The 22801-nt window shown below is 65.9% G+C and carries 17 protein-coding genes; 5 read left to right on the top strand and 12 right to left on the bottom strand.

Annotation, left to right across the window (positions count from 1 at the left end):
- Window positions 1–63 precede the first annotated feature (63 nt).
- Window positions 64–411: an L-rhamnose mutarotase gene (locus ACX80M_RS06285; RefSeq protein WP_252610646.1), complete on the bottom strand. Its 348-nt coding sequence runs from the start codon at window positions 409–411 to the stop codon at window positions 64–66.
- Window positions 412–561: 150 nt separating this feature from the next.
- Between ACX80M_RS06285 and ACX80M_RS06280 the strand changes: the two genes are divergently transcribed.
- The 3 genes from ACX80M_RS06280 to ACX80M_RS06270 all read left to right on the top strand — a co-directional run bounded on the left by ACX80M_RS06280 (window position 562) and on the right by ACX80M_RS06270 (window position 3667).
- A complete protein-coding gene (locus ACX80M_RS06280; RefSeq protein WP_252610648.1) occupies window positions 562–1593 on the top strand; it encodes a LacI family DNA-binding transcriptional regulator in 1032 nt (343 codons plus the stop codon).
- A 107-nt stretch (window positions 1594–1700) separates the two neighbouring features.
- Window positions 1701–2165 carry an iron chaperone gene (locus ACX80M_RS06275; protein ID WP_252610650.1) on the top strand — a complete coding sequence of 155 codons (465 nt, stop codon included), beginning with the start codon at window positions 1701–1703 and terminating at the stop codon, window positions 2163–2165.
- Between the two features lie 107 nt (window positions 2166–2272).
- The gene (locus ACX80M_RS06270) at window positions 2273–3667 is read left to right on the top strand and encodes an FAD-binding oxidoreductase (RefSeq protein ID WP_252610652.1); all 1395 of its coding nucleotides are present in this window, start codon (window positions 2273–2275) and stop codon (window positions 3665–3667) included.
- Window positions 3668–3727: 60 nt separating this feature from the next.
- Here ACX80M_RS06270 and ACX80M_RS06265 read toward each other — a convergent pair whose 3' ends face one another.
- The 8 genes from ACX80M_RS06265 to ACX80M_RS06230 all read right to left on the bottom strand — a co-directional run bounded on the left by ACX80M_RS06265 (window position 3728) and on the right by ACX80M_RS06230 (window position 14187).
- A complete protein-coding gene (locus ACX80M_RS06265; RefSeq protein WP_252614082.1) occupies window positions 3728–4399 on the bottom strand; it encodes a DUF1961 family protein in 672 nt (223 codons plus the stop codon).
- Window positions 4400–5140, bottom strand: coding sequence for a rhamnogalacturonan acetylesterase (locus ACX80M_RS06260; protein WP_459309260.1), 741 nt, complete (start codon window positions 5138–5140; stop codon window positions 4400–4402).
- 50 nt (window positions 5141–5190) lie between these two features.
- Window positions 5191–6063: a carbohydrate ABC transporter permease gene (locus ACX80M_RS06255; RefSeq protein WP_252610659.1), complete on the bottom strand. Its 873-nt coding sequence runs from the start codon at window positions 6061–6063 to the stop codon at window positions 5191–5193.
- Window positions 6063–7079, bottom strand: coding sequence for an ABC transporter permease (locus ACX80M_RS06250; protein WP_252610661.1), 1017 nt, complete (start codon window positions 7077–7079; stop codon window positions 6063–6065). The genes ACX80M_RS06255 and ACX80M_RS06250 overlap by 1 nt, the downstream gene beginning before the upstream one ends.
- A gap of 83 nt (window positions 7080–7162) precedes the next feature.
- Window positions 7163–8692: an extracellular solute-binding protein gene (locus ACX80M_RS06245; protein WP_252610663.1), complete on the bottom strand. Its 1530-nt coding sequence runs from the start codon at window positions 8690–8692 to the stop codon at window positions 7163–7165.
- Between the two features lie 83 nt (window positions 8693–8775).
- A complete protein-coding gene (locus ACX80M_RS06240) occupies window positions 8776–11397 on the bottom strand; it encodes an exo-rhamnogalacturonan lyase family protein (protein WP_252610665.1) in 2622 nt (873 codons plus the stop codon).
- Entirely contained in the window at window positions 11394–13493 is a 2100-nt protein-coding gene (locus tag ACX80M_RS06235) for a beta-galactosidase (protein WP_252610667.1), read from the bottom strand. Before ACX80M_RS06235 ends, ACX80M_RS06240 begins: the two co-directional genes overlap by 4 nt.
- On the bottom strand, window positions 13486–14187 hold the full coding sequence (locus ACX80M_RS06230) for a YesL family protein (protein ID WP_252610669.1): 702 nt from the start codon (window positions 14185–14187) through the stop codon (window positions 13486–13488). The genes ACX80M_RS06235 and ACX80M_RS06230 overlap by 8 nt, the downstream gene beginning before the upstream one ends.
- 343 nt (window positions 14188–14530) lie before the next feature.
- Here ACX80M_RS06230 and ACX80M_RS06225 point away from each other — a divergent pair, with 343 nt between their 5' ends.
- Both ACX80M_RS06225 and ACX80M_RS06220 read left to right on the top strand, forming a co-directional pair.
- Entirely contained in the window at window positions 14531–15805 is a 1275-nt protein-coding gene (locus ACX80M_RS06225; RefSeq protein ID WP_252614085.1) for a Gfo/Idh/MocA family protein, read from the top strand.
- Window positions 15805–19272, top strand: a complete 3468-nt coding sequence (locus tag ACX80M_RS06220) for a family 78 glycoside hydrolase catalytic domain (protein WP_459309259.1) — start codon at window positions 15805–15807, stop codon at window positions 19270–19272. The genes ACX80M_RS06225 and ACX80M_RS06220 overlap by 1 nt, the downstream gene beginning before the upstream one ends.
- A gap of 183 nt (window positions 19273–19455) precedes the next feature.
- Here ACX80M_RS06220 and ACX80M_RS06215 read toward each other — a convergent pair whose 3' ends face one another.
- The 3 genes from ACX80M_RS06215 to ACX80M_RS06205 form a co-directional block, all read right to left on the bottom strand.
- Window positions 19456–20745: an ABC transporter substrate-binding protein gene (locus tag ACX80M_RS06215; protein ID WP_252610673.1), complete on the bottom strand. Its 1290-nt coding sequence runs from the start codon at window positions 20743–20745 to the stop codon at window positions 19456–19458.
- A 106-nt stretch (window positions 20746–20851) separates the two neighbouring features.
- Window positions 20852–22123, bottom strand: a complete 1272-nt coding sequence (locus tag ACX80M_RS06210; protein ID WP_252610681.1) for an MFS transporter — start codon at window positions 22121–22123, stop codon at window positions 20852–20854.
- Window positions 22124–22165: 42 nt separating this feature from the next.
- Window positions 22166–22795, bottom strand: a complete 630-nt coding sequence (locus tag ACX80M_RS06205; protein ID WP_252610683.1) for a Poxvirus protein I5 — start codon at window positions 22793–22795, stop codon at window positions 22166–22168.
- Window positions 22796–22801 lie beyond the last annotated feature (6 nt).

Here is a 22801-nt window from a genome sequence, read left to right as displayed (position 1 = left end):
TGGCCTGTTGTGCTGTGGTGTTTAGTGATGTGGTTCTTGCGGCCCGCCAACGGGGCCAATGCGTCAGCTGCGGGTGGACTCCGCCACCGCGAGCTGGTGGTCAAGATTGAAGACTTCGTCAAGAACCTGAAAACCTTCGTCGGGGGCCTGGCCCGGATTGTCGAACAATGTGGCCATCTCGGCCTGCCAGCGGGCATTGACCTCGGTCAGCGCCATCCGCGCCCGGACGGCGTCGAAATCGTCGCATTCGACATAGCCCACCAGGAGCCCGTCCGCGCCCAGGAACAGCGAGTAGTTGTTCCAGCCGGCGTCTCTCAACGCACGGAGCATCTCCGGCCACACGGCAGCATGCCGGCGCCGGTATTCGTCGATCAGCTCTGGCTGGACCGAGGAGCGGAAACACACCCTCATCTGCAACTCTCCTGAACATCCCAAGCTTTGAATCGTTTCATTGTTACGATTCAAAGTACTCTTGAAGTCAAGTAGGTGTCAAGCAATTTCCAGACCACAATCCGGGACTACGGGAAAAGTGCTGCACGCGGCATATCAGCACGGAGAAACATGAATCGCTCAGCCAGCATTAAGGACGTCGCCAACCACGCAAGCGTGGCCGTGGGCACGGTGTCCAACGTCCTGAACTACCCGGACAGGGTTTCCCAGCGGACCAAGGAGCGGGTCCTGCGTGCCATCAACGAGCTGGGCTTCGTCCGCAATGACGCCGCCCGCCAGTTGCGCGCCGGTCACAGCAGGACCATCGGGCTGATCGTGCTCGACGTCGGCAACCCCTTCTTCACATCGGTGGTGCGGGCCGCCGAAGACGCCGCGGCACTCCAGGGCAGCGCCGTGCTCCTCGGCGACAGCGGCCACAACGCCAGCCGGGAATCCAACTACATCGACCTGTTCCAGGAACAGCGCGTCCAGGGGCTGCTCATCTCCCCCGTCGGCGACGTCACCGACCGCCTCGACCAGCTGCGTGAGCGCGGCGTGCCCACCGTCCTGGTGGACCGGCTCGCCGATGAGAGCAAGTACAGCTCCGTCTCAGTGGACGACGACGCCGGCGGGTACCTCGCTGCCCGGCACCTGCTGGACACCGGCCGCCGTCGGCTCGCCTTTGTGGGTGGCCCCGCCTCGATCCGCCAGGTGGCGGACCGCCTGCAGGGCGCGCAGCGCGCCGTGCAGGAGGAACCGGACGCCACCCTGGAGGTCCTGGATTCGGACGGCCAGACTGTGCTGGCCGGTCGGAGCGTGGGCAACATGCTCGTGGAGCGTGGGCTCGCGGACCTGCCGGATGGCATCTTCTGCGCCAACGACCTCCTGGCCCTGGGTGTGATGCAGTCGCTGACCATGACGCACAGGCTGAGGATTCCCGAGGACATTGCGCTGATCGGCTATGACGACATCGACTTTGCCGTCTCCGCGGTGGTACCCCTCTCCTCCATCCGGCAGCCCACCGAGGCGCTGGGGCGCACGGCTATCGAGCTGTTGGCCGAGGAACTCGACTCCAACACTCCAAAGCACCGGGCCGTCATCTTCACCCCCGAACTGGTGGTCCGGCAGAGCACCGCCCCGGCGAAGGGATCCTTCGCCGGCTAGGGATCTCCGCTTCGAGCAGTTATGGATTCGAGCAGTTCTGGAGAAGCCTCCTTGACGCCCGGACACTAGCGTGGACCCCAAGAGACCGCCAAGGAAGGAAACCCGCAATGACGGACACGAACAAGACCGGCACGAGCGCCAAGTCCTACGACGGCTTCGATGCAGACGAACGCGCCGCAATGAAGGAACGGGCCCAGGAGCTCAAGACGGCTACACGGCGCGGATCACGCGGCGCCAATGTTGATGGGGAGAGCGACGTGCTTGCGAAGATCGCCGAGATGCCGGAACCGGACCGCGTCATGGCGGAGCGGATTCATGCCATCATCAAGGCCAGCGCCCCGGAACTCACACCAAAGACCTGGTACGGAATGCCCGGGTATGCCAAGGACGGCAAGGTTGTCTGCTTCTTCCAAAGCTCGCACAAGTTCAAGACCCGGTATTCAACCCTCGGCTTTAACGACGTGGCCGGCCTAGACGACGGCACCATGTGGCCAACCGCCTTCGCCCTCACGGAGCTCACGGCCGAGGACGAGACAAGGATCGTCGAGCTCGTGAAGAAGGCGGTCGGCTAGCGGCTCAGCTTGCCCCGGACGGGGACGCCCGAGCTCCCGCAATTTCCTCTTGCCAGTTCGTGCCAACGGTGGGACTCTGCTGGAAGAGCGAGAGGTCCGTGAGTCCCATGGCACAAAGCACGGAAATCGACGGCGTTGCTGTCGATGAATTACAAACAACCTTTCGGGGCGACCTCGTCCGTCCGGCTGACGCTGGTTACGATGAGCACCGCAAGGTGTGGAACGGATCGATTGATCGCCGTCCCGCACTCGTAGCCCGCTGCACCGGCGTCGCAGACGTGCGATCTGCCATCCGGTTCGCCCGCTCGCACAATCTGCTGGCCGCTGTGCGCGGAGGCGGACATAGCTTTCCCGGGCTGTCAGTGTGCGACGACGGAATGCTCATCGATCTCGGGCCCATGAAGGGCATCCGCGTGGACCCCGAGGCTCGGACGGTCCGCGTCCAGGCCGGCGTGCTGCTCGGCGAACTCGATCGCGAGACGCAGGAGTTCGGCCTCGCCGTCCCGTCGGGAATCGTCACGCATACCGGGGTTGCGGGCCTCACGCTGGGCGGCGGCATCGGCTGGGTCATGCGCAAGCACGGACTCACCATCGACCAGCTGCTGTCTGTGGACGTGGTCACCGCGGACGGCGAACTGGTCAGGGCCAGCGAGGATCAGAACGCCGATCTCTTCTGGGGCGTGCGGGGCGGCGGCGGGAACTTCGGCATCGTCACCGACTTCGAGTTCCGGCTGAACCCAGTGGGCCCCTACGTTATGGCTGGTCCGGTCTTCTGGCCGATGGAAGATGCCCCCGAAGTGCTCCGCTTTTACCGGGACTGGATCGCGGACTGTCCCGACGAGCTCATGACTATCGCCGTGCAGCGGAGGGCCCCGGCACTGCCGATCGTCCCGCCAGACCTGGTGGGCAAGCGCGTCCTTGCGGTCACGGCCTGCTTCGCGGGACCGGTCGAGGAGGGCGAACGGGTCCTGCGGCCGCTCAAGGAATTCGGTTCGCCCGTGCTCGATTTTTGCCGGCCCAAGCCCTTCCTCGAGCACCAAAGGACGTTTGATCCGTCCTTCCCGCACGGCTGGCATTACTACGTCCGGTCGTGCGACGTCGCGGCCCTCAGCGACGACGTCATCGACGTCATGGCTGAGTACGGCAGCCGCATTACCTCGCCAGTCACCAGCGTCGCCCTGTGGCAGATGGGCGGTGCGGTGGGAAGGATCGACGACGGTGCTACCGCCTTCAACGGCCGCCAGGCCGGGTTCACGTTCAACATCAACGGCAACAGCAAGACCGCCGACGGCTTCGATGCCGAGCGCCAGTGGGCCCGGGACTATTGGTCTGCCCTGGCGCCCCACCACACCAGCGTCTACGTGAACTTCCTCATGGAAGAGGGCGAGGAACGCGTCAGGCATGCATACGGCGCCGCCAAGTACGACCGGCTCAAGGCACTCAAGCAAAAATACGACCCAACGAACTTCTTCAGGCTCAACCAGAACATCAGGCCTGACTGATGACCTTGCTATTGGATCGGAGAACGTCATGCTCAAAACCTTGGATGTGACGAGCCCCGGTCAGATTTTCTGCACTCTGAGGTTCCGGTAGGCGGCCTTCAGCGGTGCCATCTGGCGGAAGCCGATGCGGCCGCCGCCCAGCACTTTGTCCGACGGGTCCCACCATTCAAAGAGCGGCAATCCGTTGATGGCAAAGGCCACACGAGGTCCGTCCTTCACTACTCCCATCCGGTAGAAATCCACCGCATCCTCGGTAGGCGGCAGCGGATCCGCGCCCTGGGCCACCAGTTCAAAGCCGGCGCTTTTCCGGAGGTTGCAGGTACGGAAGGCCCGCTCGGACTCGTATTTGTGCCGGAAGTAGGACACGTGCAGGGCGTCGATATCGCCGGAGTGGTACTGCGGGTAGTAGCCCGTCCGCGCTTCGAGTCCGGCCGAAAACAGGTCTTGGCCGCCGTGGCCTGCGGCTGAGAAGAACAGTATGGCCAGGCCCGGCTCCGCGATGGGCAGGAACTCCCAGCTGATCCGGATGCCGTCAGGGAACTCCTCGGGGCACCAGAGTGTCCAGTGCGCGTGGTCGGCGAACTCTTCATCGTCCAGCGAGCCGGACAGCTCAAGCGCACCGTTGTGGCTTCCCGTGCTCAGCGGCCCTTCCGCCACCCAGCCGGACAGGTCCGCCGGGCCGGCGAGGGGGTTGCTGTAGAGCAGCCCGGTGCTGGCTTGCCGCGCGCCCACCTAGCCCCGCCTCGCCGTCGTGAGCACCGCCGTCGGAAGTACCGCCGTCGCGCTGTCCTGGGAGCCCGCCCCGCCCGGGCCGAAGCCGAGCCGCCCAAGCTGGGCGGCAACCTCCGCCGCCACGAGGGACGCACCGCGCTGGGAGAAGTGCGTATTGTCCGCCAGCCCTGCCGGCCAGAACGCGTGCTCGCCCGATCCGAAGTGGCAGAACAGGGACTGCGATTCCGCAACCCCCAGCTCCACATACAGCGCACGCGTCCAGGCGTTTAGGTCGACGGCTGGCAGCTGCAGCTCAAGCGCGAGCTCCCGGACCACGTCAGGGTAATCCTCCAGGCTGTCCTCCAGGACGCTGTCCACGCTGGAGTGTCCAGCCGGCCCGCCCAGGAAGTGCCGGCGCTCCACCGACGTGCAGAGCACCGGCACAGCGCCCAGGTCACGGACCTCCGCCACCATGGTGCGCAGGTTGGCGGCGTAACCCGTCCTGGCCGCGAGGTGGACCTTCTTCTGGTCGTTGTGCCCGAACTGGATCAGGACAAGGTCGCCCTCCGCCGCGGTTTCGAGCAGCTGCCCCCAGAGCCCTTCCTCGCGGAAGGACTCCGTGCTGGCACCGCCCTTGGCGAAGTTGTGCACCGCGGCCCAGGAGTACACGTGGCGGGGCAGGTGCGCTCCCCAGCCACTCATTGGGTACTCGTAAGTGGGGCAGTTTGCCACCGTGGAATCTCCGGCGAGCAGGATTTTCATGCTGTTGCTTTCTGTTGGTTACCAGACACCTCAGGGTGCGGCCAGGGCCGTCAGCCCTTGACCGAGCCGATGAGCATGCCCTTGGCGAAATGTTTTTGCAGGAAGGGGTAGAAGATGAGGATGGGCAGGGTGGCCACCACGATTACGGCGAACTTGATGCTTTGTTCGGGCGGGATGTAGTTGGGGTCCACGTTGCCGGTGCCGAGGAGGTCGGAGGAGGCGGTGACCTGGCGCAGGTACATCTGCAGCGTCCATTTGGAGTTGTCGCTCAGGTAGAGCAGCGGTGACATGAAGTCGTTCCAGATGCCCACGGCGTAGAACAGCGCGAACGTTGCGAGGACCGGTTTGGAGAGCGGCAGCAGGATCCGCCAGAGGATTCCTACTTCGGTGGCGCCGTCCATCTTCGCCGATTCCTCCAGCTCGGCGGGGAGTTCCTGGAAGAAGTTCTTGATGATGATCAGGCTGAACGGGTTGATGGCCGCGGGCAGGATCAGCGCCCAGTAGGAGTTGAGCAGGCCGAGGTCCTTGACGAGCAGGAAGGTGGGGATCATGCCGCCGGAGAAGACCATGGCGAAGACCACCAGGGACATGATGAGCTGGCGGCCGCGGAGGTTCCGTTTGGCCAGCGGGTAGGCCATGGTGACGGTCAGGACCAGCTGCACCACGGTGCCCACAACGGTGACCAGCACCGTGGTGACCAGGGCACGGATGAACGCGGGCGTGGAGAAGATGTATTCGTAGGCGCCCAGACTGAACTGCTCGGGCCAGACGAAGAAGGCCCGCCGGGTGATTTCCGCTTCGGTCGCGAAGGAGCCGGCGAACACGTAGACGAACGGCAGCAGCGTGATGATGCCGATCAGGCTCAGGAAGACGTAGTTGGCGGCGTCGAAGATCCGCCCGCCGGTGGTGTTGTGAATCTTCATTAGAACAGTCCGCTCTGGTTGAATCGCTTGGCCAGGGCGTTGGTGCCGAAGATCAGCACGATGCCCACCAGGGACTTGAACAGACCCACGGCGGTGGAGTAGCTGTAGGCGCCCTGGGTGATGCCCACGAAGTACACGTAGGTGTCAAAGACCTCAGCCACCCCGCGGTTCAAGGCGTTCGTCATGAGGTAGATCTGCTCGAAACCGGTGTTGAGCATCTGCCCGATCGCCAGGATCAGCATCACGATGATGGTGGAGCGGATCCCGGGCAGGGTGATGTGCCAGACCCGGCGGAACCGGCCGGCGCCGTCGATGATCGCGGCCTCGTACTGGTCCTGGTCCACGGTGGCCAGGGCGGCGAGGAAGATGATAGTCCCCCAGCCGGTGTTCTTCCAGATATCCTGCAGCACAATGAGCGGCCGGAACCAGGCCGGGTCGGAGAGGAAGTCGATGTCGGTGCCCAGGACGTTGTTGATGAACAGGAACAGCGGCCCGAAGTCCAGGGCGAAGAGCAGGAAGCTCAGCGACGCCACGATGGTCCAGGACAGGAAGTGCGGGATGTAGACGAGGGTCTGGACGGTTCGTTTGAGGATGGAGAGGCGGACCTCGTTCAGCAGCAGCGCCAGCACAATGGTCAGCGGGAACGCGATGCCCAGGCTCAGGAACGCCAGGATCAGGGTGTTGCCCAGCAGCCGGCCGAAGTCCGGGTTGGCGAAGAAATCCTGGAATTGCTGGAACCCCACCCACGGGCTGGCGTTCACACCCAGGAACGGAACGTAATCCTTGAACGCGATTGACACCCCGTACATCGGGGCGTAGCGGAACACCGCGAAATACAGCACGCCGGGCAGCAACAGCAGGTACAGCCATTTGTAATGCGCGAGATGGATCGAAAACTTGCCGCGCGGGACCTTCGGGGGCTTGGCGGGTTTCTTAGCTTTGCCTTGGCCGGACTCCGTGCCGGCTCCGTCGCCGGCGCCGATGTTCGAGGCCAGTGCGTCTGTCAGTTGCGACATTCAGGCCTCCTTTCTGGTGGTAAGGATCCGCCGCCGGCCGGCCCGCAGGGTGTGCGGACCGGCCGGGCGGCGCCGGAGGTCTGTTACTTGCTGTCCTGCCAGAGCTTGTTGATCTCTTCCTGGACCTTGTCGCCGCCGCTGGTCTTCCACAGTTTGATGGCGTCCTTCAGTCCTTGCTCATCGATTTGGCCGGCCAGGTACTTGATCCGGGCGTCCGCCACGATGTTGTCCAGCTGCGCGCCCTTCGCCACGTAAGTGGGTGACACGAAAGCCGCGGCCGGGTTGTAAACGGCGCTCTTCAGATCCTCGGCCATGACCTCAACGCGCTTGTCGAAGACTTTCTGCTCGTAATCCGACGCCTGCTTGACCGGGTAGAAGTTGTTGCCGGTGACGTTGGTGCCCAGCTGCGCGTAGCTCTTGATGTCCGTGTTGACGACCTTGCCCTCGGGGGTTTCGGGCTTGATGGTGGCTGCCTTGCCGTCCTCGACGGCGAAGTTCACGCCTTCGATGCCGTTGTTGAAAAGCGTGGCTACTTCCTTGCCGTTCATGGTGTTCAGGAACTCCAGCACCGTTTTCAGCTCAGCCTCGGTGCGGACGCTGGTCTTGGGAATGGCCAGGAAGCCTGAGTAACCATCGGTCGGGTGTGCGTTGAGTTCGCCGTCCGGTCCCTTGAGGTTGCCGACGAAACCCACTTTGTTTTCGAAGTCGTTGGGGTTGGCCTGCTTGAAGAGGTTGATGAGGACACTGACGCGGGAGTCGACGTCGACAATGATGCCGCCCTTGCCGTTGAAGAACGGCTCGTTCCACTTAGTGCCGTCGAACGTGGCGAAGTCGGGGTTGATGAGCTTCTCGTCCAACATCTTTTTGACGAAGCGGTTGGCTTCGAGGAACTCCTCGGTCTCGAAGCTCGGGATCAGCTTGCCGTCCTTTTCGGTCCACCGGTTACCGGCGCCGTACCATTCTTCGATGATGTCGTAGGGGCTGTTGGATCCCAGCGCACCCCATTTGGGGATGGTGATGCCCCAGGTGTCATCCTGCCCGTTGCCGTCCGGGTCCTGTTCGGTGAAGGCCTTGGCCACGTTGTAGAGATCCTCCGTGGTTTCCGGAGCTTTCAGGCCCAGCTTGTCCAGCCAGTCCTGGCGGAACATCACGGCCGCACGCATCGGTCCGCGTGCCCGAAAGATGCCGTAGACCTTGCCATTAACGCTGGCGTTGTTCTGCACCTCCGGGAAGGTGGTCTTGAGGTTGGGGTACTCGTCCAACTTGTCCGTGAGGTCCCAGAAGGCGCCGGCCTCAGCGTTCTTGACGAACCCGGGGGATTTGCTCTGGACCACCAGGACGTGCGGGATCTCAGATGAGGCAAGGGTGATGTTCATCTTGTCTTCGTAGGAGGCGTTCGGCGTCCAGGTGATGTTGACGTCCTTGCCGGTGAGTTCCTCCAATTTCTGCTGCACGGCTCCGTCAGGTGTGGGCGGCTGTGCTTCCAGGAACGGAGCCATCACGTTGATCGTTGAGAGGTCCGCCGACGGGGTCTCACCGCCCCCGCATGCAGTCAGAGTCAGTGCCGTGGCGGTCACGACGGCGGCGGCCAGGCTGAGTTTTCTGGTGATCATGTTGTTCCTTTGTCCACTTCTTCGGGGTTGGGTCCGGCAGTTCAGTTCACCGGGGTCGGTTGGTGCAGTTGTGTTGGTGCTGTTCAGTTGGTGATGCGGGTCAGGTCACGGGGGTGCCTGGCCCAGCGGGGCTCCCCCGGCGGGCCGATCAGTTCCAGGCAGAGCATGGCGTTGAGGCCCCACTGGGAGGCCCAGTTGGTGGAGATGTTGGGGTGTTCGACGACGGGACGCCAGGTCTGTGCCTGCTGCAGCGATGCGGCGAACGGGGTTGTCAGCCCGCCCCCGGCGTTCTCCAGCAGGATTTTCCAGGCAGTGGCAGCGAGTTCCTCGTCGCGGTAGCACCAGGCGCCGTAGGCCATCATTCCGGTGGCCATGGACGGCCAACTGAAGTGGGTGTCGTCCAGTGCGCCGCCGGTGAGACGCTGCTTTTCGGCTTCCGGCAGGGCGTAGAACCTGCCGAAGTCGGCGAGCATCCGGCGGAAGCCGCCATGGTCCAGCGCCTCGGCCACCTCCATCCACACCTGCGGGGCGCCGAAGGCGATGATCATGTGGAAGCCGCCCTCTGTCCCGGTGAACATGTGGTGCAGGTCCAGGGCCGAGGCGTCAAGCTCCAGGGTGGGTCCGGAGAGCAGCCCGTGGGGCATGGCCTCAAGCTGGCCGATGCCCTTGGTGATCCGGTCCTTCCACTGGGTGTCGCCGGTGCGTTCCCATTCGCTGAACCAGTTGGACACCAGGGCGGACCAGTCGGGCCCTATCCGGATGTGCGTCCGTTCCGGGGTCCGCTCGTAGAACTCACGCATGGGGTCCATCCGGTCCAGCGCGTGCTCGGCGTCGCGGACCTCGGAGAGAAGCTCGCCGATACGTTCGTCCCCGGTGAGGAAGTAGTAGTAGCGGTGAAGGCCGGCCATGCTGATCCGGACCTCCTTGCAACCGCAGCCCCAGTGGACCACGTTGTGGCGGGACCCCAGCTGGGAGTACTCGCCGAAGTGGTGCCGGTCCACTTCCGCGCTGTGCCAGGTCATGGCCTCGGCGAGGCGGAAGGCGCGTGCGTCGCCGCTGCGCAGGAACGACTGCCAGAGCCACATGTTGGGCGCCAGTTCGTTGTTGGCCCAGGCGAAGCCTCCGAGATCATAACGCCACTGGTGGCGGTACTGGTCGTAGCTGTGCATAAAGTCGCCGTAGTTCCAGTAGCCGTACCAGCCGCGCTGTTCCACTTCCTGGGTGTAGAACTCCACGAGTCCGTCGAGCCGCCGTTCCACGGCCGCGCCGGCGGGCACCGTCGCCGGCAGCCCCCATGTGGTTCCGGCGGCGCGGGAGGAGTAGTACAGCTCCGGTTCGCAGACGGGTAGGGCGGGCTGCTGGCGTTCGCAGGCCAGTTCCCACAGCCAGTCGCTGGACGGTGAAGAGTCCACGAAGTCAAAGGAGATGTGGGACGTGTTGGCCACACCTTCCGGGGTGGAGCGAAGTTCGTCGAAGCCCTCGTAGGCGCTGGGCACGTGGCATTCATCCGTGTAGTGACGCAGGTCCATGGGTTCCACTGACTCGGCCCAGGACCAGGCAGTGAACGCGGCGGAATCCCCGGCCATGCCGTCCACTTCCAGGGCCGCCGGGAATTTCTGCCAGAAGCCGCGCAGGGTGACGGCCACGCCGCCAGTGGCGTCCCCGGCGTACAACAGTCCCTGGCTGCGGTGGCCCTTGCCCATCCGGACGGGCAGCAGCCTGGCTTTGGTCTGCTTCTCCAGCCGGAAGTAGTCCTCGGATTCCTGCGTCAGCCGGAAGTTGGACCAGACAGCATTCTGCCGCCCGACGGCGAACACCGCCGCGGTTTCCGCCGTCTCACTGACGGCCTGGCCGGCGAGCTGGCGGGCGTAGTCAGGGTTGTCGCCGCTGAATGGCCTGCTGTAGAGGGACTGCACGGGTTCGGTGTAGACGGCCGTGTCCCCCGCGATGCTGACGCGGCGGTTCAGCAGGACCCCGTTGAGGCTGCGGTCCAGCCGCAACCCGACGCCCTTGATGATCCGGTCCTTGGCCGCGTCCTGGAACAGCAGTGTCTGCGTAACCTGAACGGTGGCCTGCCCGGCGAAGAACGTGAGGCGGATGATGAACCGGAGCAATTCGGTGCCTCGCGCGGCGACAGACCCCTCAAGCCGGACCACCGTCCGCACGGAGCCTGGCGTCTCGATGTCCGCGGACTCGACGCTGGCCTGGGCATCCGGTGTACTGACCACCAGCCGCAGGGCATCGCCGAGCTGCCGTCCGTCCGGCGCAGTGAACGGGCCGGTGAGCTCGCCAGCCGCCTTCCGGGGGCCGGCACCCGCCGCCTGGCTACCGGTGGCGATGGTCACCGTGAAGGCGCCGGTGTCCACGCGGATGGTGCCGCCGTCGAAGGAGGCCAACGGGCGGGTCGGCAAGGCGTCGGACAGTGCCCGCCCGGATCCCAAGGCTGGTGCCGGCTCCGAGGCGAACGCACCCGCCAGCACCGGCTCCAGGGCAGCAGCCTCACTGGCGGCCGGAACCACGGCGGCATGGGCGGTCCATTTAACACTGCCGTCCGGCCAGTAGGCCAGCGGCCTGGCCTCATGGGCCAACGCTGCGTCTGCCAGCCGAATGCCGGGGACGCCCGCTGCCTCCAATTCCCCCTGCGCCCACGGCCTGCCGAACTGCACAGCCGTGTCCACGCGTGGTGCCTGCTCAAGCCATTTCACAGTGAGTGCTCCTCTTTGATGTCTTCCAGAACCAGATAGTCGTAGGCGCCCAGGGTGTGGACGCCGGCGGGAAGGGTAAGCGCGGGGTGGCTGGTGTGGCTGCCGTTGTGGGCATGGACGGCCTGCTTGCCCAGCAGTTTGCGGGCGGGCCGCAGGAGAGTAAACGCTCCCGGCTCGCCGCCCATGTTGACCAGCCAGTGCTGCAACCGGCCGTTGCGCCAGCGCTGATATCCGGCCACCGTGCCACCCGCGGTGCGGACGCGCGGCAGCACCCCGGCGCACGCGTACTCGACGACGGCAGCCAGCGGCGCGCCGCCGCCGTCGTCCGGTCCGCCGGTTCCCGCGCCGGCCCCTGGATAGGAACCGAGCAGGATCATCCGGCCGGCGCCGATCCGGCGTTCGGTGGCGAATTCAAGGCCCTCGGCGGGACCGACGGTGACCGTGCCGAGCGCCGTGGCCGCACCAGGCGCGTCATTTTCTGGGAGCCTGAAGAACGTGCTCATCCGGGAGAGGTCGACGTCGTGGCCCAGGATGCTGCCCCGGGAACCTGACCCGGTGGCCGGGAACTGGAAGACGGATTCGACGCCGGCGGCGGCCTCCAGCCCGCCGAGGGCGGAGTCGGCATGCCATGTGTGGTGCTCCGTACGGCCTCCGGTGCCGGGCCCGCAGACCCACGTGCCGCCGTCGTGCACCCACTGCAGGATCCGCTCCCGGTCCTGCTCTGGGAGGTGGTGGACGAACGGGGTGAACAGCACGCGGAAGCCGGCGAGGGAGGCCTCCACCGGAAGCAGTGACCGCTGGATTCCGGCCCGGACCAGTCCTGCGTAGATCGCCGAGATCAGTCCGCGGTAGCCAACCCTGTCGCCCGCTTCGGTCTCCAGGAATCCCTTGGCGTGGTCCGAGTAGTGGACGGCGACGGCGGGCTGGGCCGGGCTGCTGTGGTCCAGCAGCGGCTTCACCGCCGGGAGCAGCCTGCCTATTGCGTCGGCGCTGGCGTGGCCGATGGTGGGCTGGCCCCAGGCGCTGACCACCGAACCGTGCGCCTGTTCGCTGCCGCCGCGGTGCTGGCGGAAGTGCCAGAACAGGAATCCGGCGGACCCTGAGGCGTAGTTGGCGAAGGCCTCCGCTTCCGCGAACCCGTGCGGGTGCGGCACGCCGTAGTGCCGCACCGAGCCGCCGTGGCTGGGACTGGTCTCCATCAGGACCGTGCGGCGGGACTTTGCCAGCCGCGGGAAGTAGTCCAGGTTCATCAGGAACGCGGAATGGTTGTTGGCCGAGGGGTAGGTGTCGAAGCTGGAGAAGTCCAGGTGCTCGAAGAGCGCGGCGTTGTCCAGGTCGAAGCCGAAGCCGCTGTTGTGGGTCACGGGAAGACTGCTGTGGACTCGGATGATGCCCGACTGTTCGCGGGCAAACCCGTTGATGCTCTCCTGGCTGAACAGCCTGAAATCGTTGACCAGCGAGGTGTTGTGGAGGAACGGCGTGGGGCCGGGAAGGGGCACCTGCGCAAAGCTTTGATACGTTTCACTCCAGACCGCGGAATGCCACGCCTGGTTGAGCAGATCAACCTCCTGGTAGCGCGCGGCCAGCCAGCCGGTCCAGAGGTCACGGCAAGTTGCGCAGTGGCAGCCGCCCACGTGGGACTTGAACTCGTTGTCCAACTGCCACGCGAGAACCCTCCGGTCATTCCCGACGGCGGCCGCCATGGACTTGGTTATCCGTGCGGCGCGGTCGCGGAAAACGGGATTGTTGGTGCAGATGTGCTGCCGGGAGCCGTGACCCAGGGCAACGCCGTCGGCCGTGTGGTGCAGGCGTTCCGGGTGGCCGTGGGTGAGCCAGACCGGCGGGGTGGCCGTGGGTGTGCAGACTATGGCGCTGAGCCCGCTGGCGCCGAGCACCTCGAGGGCGCGGTCCAGGACGTCCAGGCAAATCTCCCCATCCTCGGGTTCCAGGGCGGACCACATGAACTCTCCCAGCCTGGCCGTGTTCATGCCGAGCCGGCGCATGTGGGCAGCGTCGGCGGCGAAGGTAGCCACGTCCAGGACCTCGGGATAGACGGCCGCGCCATACAGGAGCCGGCCGTCAAAAAGGTCACCCAACAGGTGCCCCCTGCTGGCTGGGCAGGGCGACGGCGGGGTGCGCGTCGCCGTCGGCAGCCTCCTGCAGCGCGGCCAAGGCGGCGACGGACTCGTCATTGGCGGCAAAGAACCGGTCGCACAGCCAGCCGGTCACGTACAGCCAGGCGCCGATGCTGAAGAAGGGGATAAGTCCAGGCAGGGCGCGGCTCGCGTAGACGGCTGCGGCTGTGATGAACAGCAGGATGACGGTGCCCGCCAGGTGACGGACAGCAAAACGGGAGCAGATCATCAGGTACTGGCCCAGCGGCAGTTCGTAGCGGGCGTACATCGGGAAGAGGTAGCAGACCACCCCGGCGAGGAAGATGGCGGCAACAAACGTGCCGGCTGCGACCAGCTGGGACATCAGGCCCCGGGCGCCGGACGAGTAGTTCCAGTTCATCGCCAGGGCCACTGCCACCGCCATGACGGGCAACGCCAGAGCGTTGGCACCGACGAAGTTCGCGAAGTATTCACGGGTGAACGACTTGAGCAGCGGGGCGGCTTCTCCCCGCACCCGGCGCCGGACCAGGATCTGCGCCGCGGCCGTTGCAGGACCTGCACCCAGGACACCCAGGCCCAGCAGGGTGAAAAGGATCCACAGCACGTTGAGGCAGGCAATCCAGAGCAGGGTGTCAAAGAACGAGTAGGCGCGTGCACTGAAACTTCCAGCCAGCATGGCAAAGCTCCTTCGGTTCTCCATCGTTGCAGAAACGCGTCCATAAGTGGCGGGCGTCACCTGAGTAATCGGTTTCTCGAAATCTAGACCCCTCATGGCGGGTGGGTCAAGCTAATTTTTGAATCGTTACATTACTGGACTCGGCAGCCCGCCATAGTCCACACTGGACCTTGGAAAGCGCTTGCCGGATGATGTATCAGCGAGCGCCAAGGGCGAGCCAGCCCCGTATCCGCCTGCCAGCGCCGGTATCGCGGGAACGCCGCATCGTCCGCCCCGGCTCCGTCACGACGGCCGCCGGGGCCAAGATTTTGTGCCTGCGGGCAGAAACGGAGATCCATTGGGAATGCCAGCCGGCACCGCCGCCGAGTCACAGTCCCGGTCTGCAGATCCTGTCCAGACCGGCGATCTTGAGGCCCAGGATCCTGTCCGGACCGAATGTCCTAACCCGGCCCCGGCACCCGCGCCGGAGCAAGTCCGCCCGGCCCGCGTGGCGCTGGTAGGCATCCACGGCTTCGGCACGCACCACCTGGGCAACCTTCAACGGCTTCAGGAGTCCGGCGTCGTCGAACTCGTAGCGGTAGCCGATCCCCATCCGCCGGAACCGGGGTCCGTGCCGGCCACGGCCGCCGTGTTCCCGGGGCTGACCGAACTCCTGGCGGGCACCCCGGACCTGGACGTGATCATCGTGGCCACTCCCATCCAGACCCACGCCCCGCTGGGCCTCGCCGCCATGGCCACAACAGCGGATCTCTATCTGGAGAAGCCCCCGGTCGCGTCGCTGGCCGATTTCAACACGCTGTGCGACGCCGCCCAGGCATCCGGCCGGAGCGTGCAGATCGGCTTCCAGAGCCTGGGGTCACACGCGCTGCGGGCCATCGAGGAACTCGTCGCCAACGGCACCATCGGCACCCTCGAAGGCTTCTCGGCAACCGGCCGTTGGGTCCGCAACAGGGCCTACTACAAGCGCTCCCGCTGGGCCGGGAAGCGGAGCATTGACGGCGTCGACGTGGTTGACGGGGTCGCCACCAATCCCCTGGCCCACGCCGTGGCCACCGCATTGCGCATCGCCGGCGCCCGCACCATCGAAGATGTCGCCTCGGTGGAAACCGATCTCTACCGGGCCAATGACATCGAATCCGACGACACCTCCGTCATCCGGATCCGCACCGCCAAGGGACTTCCCGTCACCTGCGCACTCACCATCTGCGCCACCGAATCCGCGGAACCCTATGTCACACTGCAGGGCTCGCGGGGCCAGGCCGTGTTCCACTACACCGAAGACCGCCTCACCGTGACCACCCCTGCCGGGCAGACCGAGGAGGTCTTCGGCCGCGACGACCTCACGGAGAACCTGCTGGCCCACCGCTGCGAAGGCAGGGAACTCATCAGTCCGCTCCTGGACAGCGGAGCCTTCATGCTGGTGCTCGAAGCCATCCGGACCGCATCGCTGCCGGCCCTGATCGACGGCGCCTACGTCCATTGGGAAGGTGACGGCGACGCCGCGCACGCCGTCGTCGTCGGGATCGAGGAAGCCCTGGAGCGTGCCACGCAAGAGCATGCGACTTTCAGCGAGCTTGGACTGCCCTGGGCCCTCGCAGCACGCGGAACTGCTTCCTGATGGGCGTCTCCCCCACCCAGGAAGCAACCCCCACACTGACCCGCCAAGGCGAGTTGCGGGCTGGCGGCCTGCTGACCGACAGCCTCTCCCCCTGCCTCACCGCCTCGCTGCGCCCGGTGTTCGGGTGGACACTGAGCCAGCCGGACGACGCCAGCCGCGCCGCGGCCCGGCAGACGGGCTACGAAATCGCCGTCGAGGATTCGGCCGGGGCGGAGGTCTGGCACTCCGGACCCATGCCCTCCTTCCGCCAAGCAGGGATTCCCTACGGCGGGCCGGACCTGGCCGAGGACTCGGACTACAGCTGGCGGGTCCGGGTGAGTGACGCCGGAGGCTACGCCAGCCCCTGGTCCGAAGCCGCGTCGTTTAGCACTGGACTTTCGGACAGCGGATGGGGTGCCGACTGGATCCACCGGGCCCCGGGCGGCCGGGCTCCGCTGGACGTCCTCGAAGGCGCCCTTCGCGTCGCTGGCTCCCCTTTCCTGCCCATTCCCTGCCCTCCCGTCCGCTGTTTCTTGCTGGAGGCACGCCTCCGGCCGGTGATGGGATGGGCCGGGCTGCTCCTCCGCAGCAGCGGCTCGGGCACTGGATTGCTGCTGGAACTGAACACGGCGGGCAATGTGGTGCTCCGCCGCGCCCCGGAATGGGACATCCCGGCCCCTGCCACTCCGGACACCGACGTGCTGGCCAGCGCCCAGCTGGGACGCAACGCCGCTGCCAGCCAGGAACGACTGCCCGGCAAGGACCTAGTCCCCGGCACCTGGCAGGATCTCACGGTTTCCGACGACGGCACCACCATCACCGTGACCCTCGACGGCGTTGAACTGCTTACCGTCAACGAGCCGCTCCCCGCGGGGTTCGAGGGCCGGCTCGCCCTGCATCAGGGTCCCCGCAGCCAGGCCGAGTACGCCTCGCTGCGGATTACTGACGGCGCCCGTAGCGGTTCAGCTGCCGGTGCTTCCGTCGACACTGTTTCTGCTGACGCCACTCCCGGGGGCGCGGTACTCCTGGACCACCGATTCAGCGCCGGCCCGGAAGAGGCCCGTGTGTTCCTGGGGCACTGGGCAGGCACCACGGCGCACCGGCAGCCCGACGAATGGACACTTTTCCGCAGCACCGTCCTGATCACGGGAATTGTTGCCCGGGCACGCCTCTTTGTGGCTGCGAGCCATCACGCGCAGGTGGCGTTGGACGGAAACGCCTGCCTCAGCACAACCTCCTTCGGCTACCCCGGCGAGGGATATTACGACGCCGCCGACGTCACCGCGCTGCTCGCGGCCCACACCCCCGGAGTGCCGAAACAGTCGGGTCAGCAAGTCCAGCCAGCGCTGCCCGGCCAGCGGGCCCAGCAGCAGCCCGTCGAGATTCCCCTGACCGCCCTACTGCACTGGTACGGCCCCGGTCAGGGCAGGGCTGCCAGCGTACCGGCCCTGCTGGTCCGCCTCAGCGTGGACTACACGGACGGGCGCCGCGAGGTCTTCGGCTCCGGTTCGAACTGGACCGCTGCCGAGGCGCCGTACCGGCAAGCGGGCTACCGGAACGATGAGGGCGACCCTGTAGAGCACCTGGACGGGCAGGCAGCGGCCGCCCTGGATGCAAGCCAGGACATGCCACCGGCCCTGACCTACGGTCCCCATCCCGTCCCGGAGTTCCCTGCCCTGCACCCCCGCCGCACCTCCTTGTCCGAGGAGTTTGTTGCCCCGGAGTCTTTCCTAACCGCAGCCGACGGAACGCTGGTGGCGGATTTCGGCCGGGTCATCCCGGCACGTCCGGAGGTGGACTTCCGTACCGGCGTGGCCGGGCGGACCCTGATGATCCGGGCGGGCTACGTCCTGAACGCGGACGGCCGCGTGGACACCGGCAAAACGGCCAGCCAGAACACCGATATGTCCTTCCCCTACACCCAGGCCCAGGGCCCGCAGCGGTTCCGCGCCACCGTGCACCTGGGCTTCCGGTACCTGGAACTCCCCGGGACGGAGGCATCGGACGTGACCCGGGTGGGCGCCGTCGTGATCCACGGCCGGCACCCGCACGAAGGGAGCTTCAGCAGCTCCAACCCCACGCTGGACGCGGTGTTCCGGTTGCTGCGCGATTCCGCTCTGCACGGGGTCCAGGAACAGTTCGTCGACACCCCCACCCGGGAAAAAGGCCAGTTCCTCGCCGACGCCGTCAACATCTCCTACGCCACCATGGCCCTGTTCGGCGAGCACGCCTACACCGCGCAGGCGCTGCGTGAGTTCGGCTGGTCGGCCGGCCGCTACTGGACCGACGGCGCGGACCTGGGCCGCTACAACGCTGTTTACCCCAACGGCGACGGGAAACGGGACATCCCCGACTTTTCGCTCATGATGCCGGAATGGGCCGAGGAATACCACCTGCGGACCGGAGACCTCGCCCTAGTGACGGAACTGCTCCCGCGCCTCCGTGCCACTGCCGACTATGCACTGCGGTACCTCGCCACGGAAGGCCCGACGGCGGGACTGGTCGCCGAACTCGGCGGCGGCTCCGGCCCGTACCTGCACGGCATCGTGGACTGGCCCGTCCCCGGCCGGTTCGGCTACGACATGGACTGCGCCGCCAAAACCACCGTCAACGCGCAGGCGTACTCGGCCCTGATCTCCACCGCACGGCTCTGCAGCCTCGCCGGCCAGGAGGACGCGGCTGTCCGGTACGCCGGCCGTGCCGGGGCACTCGCGGAAAGCATCCGCACGCGCCTGCGCGTGGGCGGCGTGATGGTGGACGGCCTGCACGCCGACGGCACACCCAGCACCCACGCGTCCCAGCACGCCACGTCATTCCCGTTGTCCCTGGGCATCACAGACTCGGACTACGCAACGGCCGACGCCGAGCGGATCGCCGGGCAAGGCATGCGGCAGGGACCCATGACCGTGCACCGGCTGGTACGGGCGCTTCTGTCCGAGGGGCGGACAGAAGCCGTGCTTGATCTGCTCACATCGCCAGACCAGCCCGGCTGGGCCCGGCTCCTCGAGTCCGGCGCCAGCTTCACCTGGGAAGCCTGGGAGCTGGTGGACGGCACGGACTACAGCCAGTCCCACGCCTGGTCCGCGTCAGTGGTGAAGGAAATCCTGGAGTTCCTGCTCGGCGTCCGGGTAAGCGTCCCCGGAGGCACCGAAGTGATTATCGAGCCGCCTGTGTGCAGCCTGGAGCACGCCAAGGGAAATGTGCCGCTGCCCAACGGCGCCGTCGACGTCGCTTGGCGGCGGACTGCCACTGGAATACAGCTGGAGTGCACGATTCCCGCGGGCGTCACCGCCACCGTCAGGCTCCCCTCCGGCGGCACTTACGGAATCCAAGGGCCGACGGCGGGACCCGCCGTCGTGCATTCCGGTTCTGGCGGTGCCGCAAACAGTGGCGAGCGCGGCGGCGCCGGGACCATCAATGGCAAGACTTCGCGTGATTTCCGCATCCACACCGGCTCCTGGACCTTCACGCCATCCAACGAGCCCTAAAGGCGACGGACGCGCCCCACTCAAACCCCCAAGTAAGTAGCGCTTACTGTCGCTATGAGGCGTCAAAACGACAGTTAGCGCTACCTAGTTGGGGTGGGGGCAGCAAAGGAAACGACGCCGGACGCGGTTCGCATCCGGCGTCGTCCGTGTCTGGGTGACCCGAGCCTGGGGTGTCCCGCCCGTTTAGCTGAGGGAAATCTTGATTTCCTCGATCGACTTCTTCGCCGCTTCCTGCGGGGAAATCCTGCTGAAGTGCACCTCAGTGGCGTACCGGGTCAGGACTTCGGAAACCGCACTTGATCCGGCCGGAGGCACGGCCGGGGCCTCGCCTACTTCGTCGGCAATGTCATCGATGAATTTTGCCGTCAGCGCGTCGGTGGGCGACAGCTTCAGTGCCACGGCCTTGCGCACGTCCGAATTGCCCGGGATGCCGCGGTCTGCCAGCCCGATCTCGCCGGCTTCAACACTGTTGGCCAGGAAGTCGATGAACTTTTGGGTCTCCGCGGGATACTTGGTCCGGGAACTGGCCGACCAGAACTGCGAAGCCTTGTAGAACTGCTCGGCTTTCATGGCGTCGCCCTCGACACTCGGCGGACGGTGGATTTCCAGGGCCTGCCCTGAGGCTGTGCTCAGGGCAGCCAGCTGGTTGGACCACACCCACCCCATGGCGAAACGGTTCGTTGCCAGGCCCTGCTGGTCCAACGGTGCGCTGGCCTCTTCAGTCAGAACGGACGCACGCGGAACGGCTTTGGCGTCCCGCAGACCGGCTTGCATCTCGAAGTATTCGGTGGCATCGGCCTCGTCAAAGCCCAGGCCGCCGTCGTTGGTGAACAGGGACTTCCCGTGCTGCCGCATCCAGAGGTTGAAGGAGGCATCCCCGACGACGCCGCCGGAACCGTAGACGCCTTCCTTGCTCTTGCTGGTGATGTCGGCTGCCGTCTCCTTGTAGTCATCCCAGGTCCAGCTCGAATCATCAGGCAGTGACACCCCACTGGCGGACAGCAGCGCCGGATTGGCCAGGACCACCAGTGCGTTCATACCCGCCGTGACGGCGAACTGCCCCCCGTCCGTCTTGCCGGCATCCGCGGCGGCCTTATCGAACTTGGACAGATCCACGTCCTTGAGTTCCAGCAGGGCCCCGCGTTCAGCGTATTCGCCAAGGTACTGGGCATCCATCTGGATGATGTCCGGGGCGTCCTGCGAGGCAACCTGGGTGGCCAGCTTGTCCCAGTAGCCGGACCAGTCGCCGTATTCTCCCTTAATCTTGACGTTGGGGTTTTCCGCTTCGAAGGCAGCAATCAGCTTCTCAGTCATCTTGTGCCGCACATCGGAGCCCCACCAGCTGAAACGCAAGGTCACCGTTCCGTCGGAGGCAGCCGGCGTGCTAGCGCCGCACCCGGTGAGGGCCAGGGCCAGCACGGCTATAACAGCCGCGGCTTTGGGAATTCTGGATTTTCGGGCGCGTAAAAGCATTCGTTGTCCTTTGGTCTGGCAGTCGATAACGTCTCAGAAACCGCTTTCTCACAGAGTAGATGTGAGCCCCACCACGCGTCAAGAACGCACACAAACTTACTTTTCCTCACAGTGGCCGTGTGTTCCGCACACTCCGCGAATTCAGCCACAACAAAACTCCGACGACGGCCGCGGACAGCATGGCCAGCGCACCGGTGACCACCAGGCCTGTCCGCACGCCAAACTCCTCCGTCAGCCAGCCCGCCAGCAGGCCACCCAAAGCATGCCCGCCCAGCAGCAATGGCAGGTAAAGCGCCATCACCCTCCCCCGGACTTCGGGCCCCGCCTCCACCTGCACAGCTGTCGCGGCGCTCGTCAGGAACACCAGGGTCATCAGGCCCACCACGGCAAGCATCACGGTGAAAGCGACCAGGCTGGGCATCAGCGCGGCAACCAGCTGCGAAAGCCCAAAGAGTCCGGCTGCGGCCACGATTCCCTTGCGGCCCATGCCCCTCAGTCGCGCGGCGAGCAGCGCACCCGCCAGGGCGCCGACGGCACCCACGGTGTTGAACAGGCCGAACCCCGCCGCACCGTTGTGCCACACGCGCTCGGCGAACGCCGTCAGCACCACCGGACCGTTCATTCCAAAGGCCCCCAGCAGGCCGGCCAGGACAATGAGCAGCAGCAGCGATGGCCGTTCCCGGACGTACCGGAAGCCGGCCAGAAGCTGGCCGCGTCCCCGGGTTGCAGGGGCTGTGAGGTGCAGGAGCGCCGGCCGGACGGCGGCGATCATGACCAGCACGAGCACGGAAAGCAGGGCGTTCGCGGCGAAGGCGGCGGAGGATCCCGCGTGGGCGATCACCACCCCACCAAGGGCTGGTCCCACCATGGCGCCAAACTGGCCGATCGCGTTGTTGACTCCGATGGCGGGCCTCAGCCCGGCGTCGCCCACCACTTCGTTGATGAAAACCTGGCGCGCCGGACCGTCGACGGCGGACGTCACTCCCAGCGCAATGCAGCTTCCGTACACCGCCCACACGGTGATATTTCCACTGGCGTCCCACGCGGCCAGTCCCAGGGCCAGCAGTGCGATCACGGACTGGCACACCATCATGACGCTGCGCTTGGGAAACATGTCTACCAGCAGGCCGCTGAGCGGACCGATGACAAGCATCGGCAGGAACTGCAGCGCCACGGCGATCCCGACGGCGGCCGGGCTCCCCGTCAGTTGCAGCACCAGCCAGTCCTGGGCGAGCCTCTGCATCCACACGCCCATGCTTCCGGCGAAGGTCATGCCCATATACAGGCGGTAGTTGTGCTGCGTCAGCGGCTGGTACCAGCGGACCCGACTTTGGGACGTGTGAAGGGATTCTGCGGACTTTGGGCTGTCGGAAGACACGTCTGGCTCAACTCGGTAGTAAAGGTCAAATGCAGAGACTTGCTAGGCGCGGCCGGACCGTATCTTGACGGCGGCGGAGGCCAGGATCAGCATGCCGGGCACCACCACAAACAGGGCCACGAGCATCCAGACAAACACCACGGACGCGAACAGCGCCGCGGCAAGGAGGAGCGAGCCTGTCCAGTCGCGCAGCGAGAGGGCTTTGGCGGTGCCAAGGGCCGCGGACCAGGTTCCCGGCGCGGAGGATTCCTCGCCGGCAGCGTTGCGCCAGGCAGCGGCGGTACGCAGGAGCAGGACGGCTCCGGCCGCCGCCAGGATCAGCGTGGCCGGCAGGACAACTGCACTGCCCGGCAGCTGACCCACCGTTGCGAGCAACAGGTTAAGGGCAATCACGACGGCGGCTCCCGCCGTCGTGATTCCCAGTTTCCAGCTGCCCGGGAGGGCGGAGCGGAAGGTGCTCCAGAGGGCACGGAGCGAATCGTCCCGCCCGGAGAGGTGGCGTTCCAGGTGGGCGATACCGGCCGCGTAGGCGGCGGGGATGGTGACAAGCGGGATGGACAGCACCAGCACCAGCAGCCCGGCCAGGAGGGTCTCGGAAAACAGTGCGAAGCGGTTTACCGGGATCGGTTCGTTGCGGCCAGATGCCGGCGTGGCGCTGTCCATGATGCTCATTCCTGT

It is taken from the genome of Pseudarthrobacter sp. MDT1-22 (assembly GCF_054511035.1).
Note: the sequence above shows the minus strand (reverse complement) of the source record. Positions and strands in the feature narration are given on the sequence as shown.

Excerpts from the sequence above, each read along its gene's own strand:
- ACX80M_RS06270 (WP_252610652.1), top strand. The coding sequence starts at position 2,273 with ATGGCACAAAGCACGGAAATCGACGGCGTTGCTGTCGATGAATTACAA.
- ACX80M_RS06275 (WP_252610650.1), top strand. The coding sequence starts at position 1,701 with ATGACGGACACGAACAAGACCGGCACGAGCGCCAAGTCCTACGACGGC.
- ACX80M_RS06225 (WP_252614085.1), top strand. The coding sequence starts at position 14,531 with ATGCCAGCCGGCACCGCCGCCGAGTCACAGTCCCGGTCTGCAGATCCT.
- ACX80M_RS06285 (WP_252610646.1), bottom strand. The coding sequence starts at position 411 with ATGAGGGTGTGTTTCCGCTCCTCGGTCCAGCCAGAGCTGATCGACGAA.
- ACX80M_RS06230 (WP_252610669.1), bottom strand. The coding sequence starts at position 14,187 with ATGCTGGCTGGAAGTTTCAGTGCACGCGCCTACTCGTTCTTTGACACC.
- ACX80M_RS06245 (WP_252610663.1), bottom strand. The coding sequence starts at position 8,692 with ATGATCACCAGAAAACTCAGCCTGGCCGCCGCCGTCGTGACCGCCACG.
- ACX80M_RS06255 (WP_252610659.1), bottom strand. The coding sequence starts at position 6,063 with ATGAAGATTCACAACACCACCGGCGGGCGGATCTTCGACGCCGCCAAC.
- ACX80M_RS06205 (WP_252610683.1), bottom strand. The coding sequence starts at position 22,795 with ATGAGCATCATGGACAGCGCCACGCCGGCATCTGGCCGCAACGAACCG.
- ACX80M_RS06215 (WP_252610673.1), bottom strand. The coding sequence starts at position 20,745 with ATGCTTTTACGCGCCCGAAAATCCAGAATTCCCAAAGCCGCGGCTGTT.
- ACX80M_RS06220 (WP_459309259.1), top strand. The coding sequence starts at position 15,805 with ATGGGCGTCTCCCCCACCCAGGAAGCAACCCCCACACTGACCCGCCAA.
- ACX80M_RS06280 (WP_252610648.1), top strand. The coding sequence starts at position 562 with ATGAATCGCTCAGCCAGCATTAAGGACGTCGCCAACCACGCAAGCGTG.
- ACX80M_RS06250 (WP_252610661.1), bottom strand. The coding sequence starts at position 7,079 with ATGTCGCAACTGACAGACGCACTGGCCTCGAACATCGGCGCCGGCGAC.
- ACX80M_RS06260 (WP_459309260.1), bottom strand. The coding sequence starts at position 5,140 with ATGAAAATCCTGCTCGCCGGAGATTCCACGGTGGCAAACTGCCCCACT.